The organism is Blastopirellula marina (assembly GCF_002967715.1).
In the GTDB taxonomy this organism is placed as follows: Bacteria; Planctomycetota; Planctomycetia; order Pirellulales; family Pirellulaceae; genus Bremerella; species Bremerella marina_B.
Genome location: NZ_PUIA01000058.1, coordinates 59,146 through 65,145, shown reverse-complemented (window position 1 = coordinate 65,145; position 6,000 = coordinate 59,146). Strand labels below are relative to the sequence as shown.

Sequence of the window (6,000 nt, the reverse complement as noted above, 5' to 3'; positions counted from 1 at the left end):
TCACCGCCCCCAACACCACCCCGGGGGCCACGCCCAAGTCTGCTTGGGCGTGCTTTGCCTGCCGACGCGTGTTCCGTCGACGCAAACGCTCATCTTGTCAGACACGTTGCACGTAGTCCCGCAGTGAGTGCAACCGTCGCTGCGTTTCGCGGTTCAACAGGAAGTCTACGATCGGCTCCCAAGCCCAGGCCAGCGTTTGGGGGCGGCACGCAAACGAGTAGATATAGATCACGCGCGACCGCGAGGGGGCGAGTGTCTCGTGGCGGATCGTGGCGTGAAAGCTGGCAAACAGCCAGGAACGATTTACCAGCGTTACCGACGCGACACGTCCGCGTTCGAAGGTCACGTAGCGGGTATCCATCACCATCCAGCACGAGGTCCATTTGCCGACGCAGCGTGTACAAACACCCACCCCAGGCAACTCGTCCGGTGGTAGAACTTTGGCCACGCTCAACAGCGAATCCCATTCTAGCCGTCGCTGGTAGTCGTGAATGACATCAAACGCCAGCGGTGCAGGGGCTTCGATTTCGATCTGAACGGCTTGCTTTCGCACGGTCGCACTTTGTGGGCTGAGGTCCTCGTACACCTTTCTATCCGCAAATTCACATACCATTAACTCGTTTTCCCCGCATTGGGTCGGCAATCCCTACGCGCGAACTTATCCTTCTGCTTGCTTCGGTGACGTAACTTTCCTACGCTACGGGAAAGAAATAACGCCTGACGCGAGCAGAATTTAGCTCGGCGTAATGGATTCCTGGTTCGGCGGCTAAAGACTTCTCTCCTCATGGCATTACCAATCGACTCGGCGCGAAACGATTTCACTCCGTTGTGGGCATCACCTGTGCGCCGCAATTGGATGGCCGCACTGCTTTTGTTCTGCATGCTGGGCACCACCGGTTGTTCCGGCTGCCTGCAGCCGGCCGAGACGCTCGAAGAACGCGAAGCGCGGCTGAAGAAAGAAGAAACCAAAGACGACTTCGAGCCCCCCAAGCTCAACGTCTTGCCGTCGGACGATCGTCGCACGCAGCTCAATCGCGTTAAACCGGGGCACTGGGTCAACGTCAGCACGCTGATGAAGGCCAACAACTTCGACTTCCGCGGAGAACTGTACGCCTCGACGGTCGACTCGAACAATCGTCCCGTTCCGATCACCGACACCGATTACTACTTCACCGCGACGCGTCCGTTGGCCCTGCCCAAGGGACAAGAGCGCTGGTCCGATCTGCTGTTCTATCCACCGCTGTTCGATCGCAACATCTCGCAAACGCGGCTGTTCGCGGCAGACCTTCGCCCGGTGGGTGGAGGACGCCCCGTGCTGGTCGATCGCCTGGCCACCACGCGTATGCATCCCCAAGAGTATTACATGGTGGTGCTGGCCAGTGCTTCCGACGAATACCAGTTTCTGGAAGTGACCGACGTCGTTCGCCCGCTGCATCCGCCGCTGGCCCAGTCGGAAACGGCTCCGCATTATCGCCTGGTGCTCCCGAAAACGATCGATCGCGTTTCGGTTCCGGAAAACTCGATGGCCTGGACTTCGATCGCCTATGTCTTCTGGGATGGAATCGACCCCGAACTGCTGTCGCTCGATCAACAGCAGGCCATGATCGACTGGCTCCACTTCGGCGGGCAACTGATCATCAGCGGGCCAGACTCGCTGGATCGCCTGAAACTGAGCTTCCTCGCAGACTACTTACCGGCCGACGACGGCGGCAGCATCGAACTGGGACAAGACCGCTTCCAAGCGTGGAACGATACGTTCGTCAAGACGGAACGCATCTACGAGAGCAACAAGTGGCAAGACCTCCGGTACGAGGTCGACCTGCGGGCCGGGGCATTACGCGGTTCCGATTTGAAGCTTCGCCCTGAAGGAGAGTTCATCCCCAACACCGGCGACCTGGTCGCCGAGCGGCGTGTGGGACGCGGCCGCATCGCGGTTACTGCGTTCCAGATTCGTTCGCCAGACATCTCGCGGAATTGGAAGAACTTCGATTCGTTCCTCAACGCGGTCCTGTTGCGGCGCGAACCGCGAAAGTTCATCAAGACCGACGACGAACAAGCCGTCAACGGCTGGGCCGACTCCTTCGGTGTAAACGACCCACGGCTGGTGACCTCGCTGCGTTTCATGAGCCGCGACCTGGCCAACCTGATGCCCGCCTATCAGCAGCGCGATGCGAACAAGATCAGCGAGCTCACGCCGGAAGTGAACATCAGCGAAGAAGAAGTGCCGGTAGTATTCCAGCCGGAAACATCAGGTCTAAATGTCGATCTCGTGCCTGACGAGCCCCAAGCCGATCTGCAGGCAGAGCAGAACCTGGCCGAAAAAATCCGGCAGACCGAACGCGACTTGAATATCGATGCATTCGCCGGCTTCGGTTACGACAATCAGTCCGGAGTGGGAGGTTGGAGCGATTCGGGTGGGATCTCGACCGCGGCCCGGGCATGCTTGCGTGACGCGGCCGGAATCAGCATTCCCAACGGCAACTTCGTCCTGCGTGTCACCGCTGGCTATTTGCTAGTCTTGGTGCCGCTGAACTGGTTTGTATTCTGGATGCTGGGAAGGGTCGAATGGGCCTGGATCGCGGCCCCGGTGATTGCCATTTTGGGTGCGGTTTGCGTGATCAAGCTGGCGGAACTTGATATCGGTTTTGCCCGCAGCCGCACGGAGATCGCTTTCCTGGAAGCCCACGCCGGCTACCATCGTGCTCACCTGACGCGGTTCACGTCGCTGTACACGTCGCTCAGTACGACGTACGACATGACCTTCTCGGAATCGACCGCGGTCGCCTTGCCGTTTGGCCGAGGGGCCGATGCGTTCAGCACGCAGTCGCGCCGCTTTGGCGATGGCACCAGCGAAGTCCGCTATCACCAGGAAGGGGGCGACATCCAGCTGAGCGGCGTTCAAGTCGCCTCGAACTCGTCGACCATGATCCACAGCGAGTACTTCCTTTCGACGTCGATCCAACCGATGTTCGCCTGGAACACCGACACCGCCGGAGCCGGCACGCTGACGTATGCCTCGCCGCAGACCCTGCACGATGTGGGAATCGTTCGCCGCAATGCCCAGTCGAACCAGATCGAAGTTGCCTGGCTGGGTGACCTGGAACCGGAATCGAAACAGGAAGTCCGCTTCGGCCAGGCCGACGACCAGTGGCTGCTGTTCGACGAGTGGACCCAGTCGCCGGTATTGTCGCTGGCACCTACCGAAGGGGAAGTCAACTTGCGTCACATGCTGAACGCGGTGAAAGACGTTCGCCAACTGAAAAAGGGAGAGACGCGGCTGATTGGCTGGACCGAAGAAGACATGCCGGGCATGACGATCACCCCGGCGGCTAACCAGCGCACGATCCGCACGATGGTGGTTGCCCACCTTCAGCATGCGGCCTTGCCGACCCCAAAGCCCGATGCCAACACCCGCCGCTTCCTCGGACAGGAACCGGCCCAGATCGAGTTGATGGAACTCGACGCTGTCGACGCGTTGTAACTTTTCAGAAAAGCACCTTCAGGACGTACCTCGATGATTGAACTAGTCGACTTCGGCAAAGACTATGGCGATTTCACCGCAGTCAAATGCCTGAATCTGAAGATCGACGCCGGCGAGATGTTCGGCTTCATCGGCCCCAACGGTGCCGGTAAAAGCACAAGCATCCGCTTCCTGGCCACGCTGCTACGCGCCTCGCGCGGGCAAGGCTTCGTCAACGGATTCAATGTCGCCGAGCAGCCGATGGACGTGCGGCACAGCGTGGGGTACATGCCGGATAACTTCGGCGTGTACGACGGCATGAAGGTGTGGGAGTTCCTCGACTTCTTCGCCGTCGCCTACAAGATCCCCCGCAGCAGGCGTAAAGCGGTCATCACCGACGTGCTGGAACTGCTCGATCTGACGCACAAGCGCAACGACTTTGTGAACGGCCTGTCACGCGGGATGAAGCAGCGATTGTGCCTGGCCAAAACCTTGGTGCACGATCCGCCGGTGCTGATTCTGGACGAGCCTGCCAGCGGCCTCGACCCCCGGGCACGTTTGGAGGTGAAGGCGCTGTTGAAAGAACTTCGCAAGATGGGAAAGACCATTCTCATCTCGAGCCACATCCTGACGGAACTGGCCGACTGCTGCACGTCGATCGGCATTATCGAACGTGGCGAACTGCTGATGAGCGGTAGCATCGAAGACGTCTACCGCCGCATCCGCAAGAACCGGATCATCAACATCAAGTTCGTCGACGGCATGGACGCAGGCCTCTCGATCATTCGCAGCATGCCGGAGTGTGTGGACGTCGATATCGATCGCGGCCAGGTAACATGCGAACTGCAAACCGACGACCAAGGAGTCGCTTCGCTGCTGAAGAAACTGGTCGACAACCAAATCAACGTCCGCACCTTCGCCGAAAAAGATCCGACGCTGGAAGACGTTTTCATGATGGTGACCAAAGGTTTGGTGACTTAGAACGAACAACATTCCGTCTTAAGCCAACAAAACCTTTTCATTCATCACGGAAACGGAAGCAGTATGCGATACGTGATCCGAGAGCGATTCTGGTCGTGGGGAGACAACTTTTACGTCTACGACGAGGATCAGCAGCCTGTCTATCAGATCAAAGGGAAAGTCTTTTCGTGGGGGGATCAGCTGGCGTTCTGCGACATGCGCGGCAACGAACTCGCGTTCATCAAGCAGCGACTGCTGTCGTTCATGCCGTGTTACGAGATCTATCACGGCGGCAAACTCTTCGCCGAGATGCACAAGCAGTTCACCTGGTTCAACCAGAAGTTCACGCTCGATGTGCCAGGCCCCAACGACTACACCATCGACGGCAGTTTCTGGCTGCACGACTACCAGTTCCAACGCGAAGGCCGAACCGTCGCCAAGGTCTGCAAAGACTTTTGGACCTGGAACGACACCTACGGCATCGAGACGACCAGCGGTGAAGACGATGTTACCATCTTGTGTGCGTGCATCGTCATCGATCAGATCCTGCACGACGATCGACACGATTGACTGCCCAAGGGTCTTTCCAACTGCGTAACCGGCGTGCTGGAGTTAATCGCTTAAGAAGCGGAAAAGGAGAAGAAGGGACCAACCACGGATATCACGGATGAGAGAGACACATAGGGTGCCACTCCCAAGTCTTCTTGGGCATGCGAAGCGGGTGCCCATGATTTAGGGTGCTCGCGCGAGGCCCTATGCTAACTTCACACGCCCAAGCGGACTTGGGCGTGGCACCCGGTATCTTATCCGTGTTCATCGGTGTAATCCGTGGTCAAAAACCTCTTCCTACATCACGATGATCTGCCTTGAGTCCCCTTCCTGGTCGCGGCGTTCCCATTCGCGGCGGACTTCGCCCAGGCCGTAGGCGCACAGCTCGAACTCGTGGCTTAGTTTATGAAGCAGTTCGGCTTCCTGGTCGGAGTGTTCTTCGGCCGATAGCTCGCTCGCTTTCGCGTAGGCCATCTTGCCGACTCCCCAGTAATTGAGCAGATGATCTTTACGATCGGCCTTTTGCATGCGGGCCAGGCTTTCGGGGTAGACACCGCTCCAGAAGAGGAGGAAGTCACCCACGTGTTGGTGAACGGACTGTTTCGCCTGGCCAATCCTGGCTTCCGCTTCGACCAGCATGTCGGCAACTTCGGTAAGCGGTTTGCCCGTCAAACTGCGGACCTTGAATACCATTTCGCTGTGAATGAATCGGGTCAGAAGTCCGGTCAGATAGTCGATCAGGTCGGTATCCGGGACGCCGAGCTTGGCCTGAAAGGTCTGCTCGGTGATGCCTGCAAAGAAGCGGTGCATCTTGGTGCTGTCATCGTCGGCATGCATGGTTGGTTCCCCTCCCGTACAGTGAAGTCGGTCAGCAAAACCCGTCAGGCACTTGGCTTAGGTGCCCAGCGATGCCGCAAAAGTGGCCCGCATGGTTGCCCGAAGGGTGAAGTAATGTCCACACGCATGAATGGGGCAAGGATGCGAACGGTGTACCCATTGGCTCACCTTCGCAAACGCTCTAAAGCTACATT

The 6,000-nt window shown here is 58.3% G+C and carries 5 protein-coding genes; 3 read left to right on the top strand and 2 right to left on the bottom strand.

The genetic code is table 11. The features are described from left to right. Positions 1–97 precede the first annotated feature (97 nt). Positions 98–613, bottom strand: a complete 516-nt coding sequence (locus C5Y96_RS19485) for an SRPBCC family protein (RefSeq protein ID WP_105356815.1) — start codon at positions 611–613, stop codon at positions 98–100. Positions 614–784: 171 nt separating this feature from the next. Here C5Y96_RS19485 and C5Y96_RS19480 point away from each other — a divergent pair, with 171 nt between their 5' ends. From C5Y96_RS19480 to C5Y96_RS19470, 3 genes are all read left to right on the top strand, one after another. After that, positions 785–3,481, top strand: a complete 2,697-nt coding sequence (locus C5Y96_RS19480) for a hypothetical protein (RefSeq protein ID WP_105356813.1) — start codon at positions 785–787, stop codon at positions 3,479–3,481. Positions 3,482–3,514: 33 nt separating this feature from the next. Next, the gene (locus C5Y96_RS19475) at positions 3,515–4,441 is read left to right on the top strand and encodes an ABC transporter ATP-binding protein (RefSeq protein ID WP_105356810.1); all 927 of its coding nucleotides are present in this window, start codon (positions 3,515–3,517) and stop codon (positions 4,439–4,441) included. A gap of 63 nt (positions 4,442–4,504) precedes the next feature. Beyond that, positions 4,505–4,990 carry an LURP-one-related/scramblase family protein gene (locus tag C5Y96_RS19470; RefSeq protein WP_105356801.1) on the top strand — a complete coding sequence of 162 codons (486 nt, stop codon included), beginning with the start codon at positions 4,505–4,507 and terminating at the stop codon, positions 4,988–4,990. 276 nt (positions 4,991–5,266) lie between these two features. On the opposite strand, the gene C5Y96_RS19465 is transcribed toward C5Y96_RS19470, so the two are convergent. Beyond that, positions 5,267–5,806, bottom strand: coding sequence for a hypothetical protein (locus C5Y96_RS19465; RefSeq protein WP_105356799.1), 540 nt, complete (start codon positions 5,804–5,806; stop codon positions 5,267–5,269). Positions 5,807–6,000: the final 194 nt, after the last annotated feature.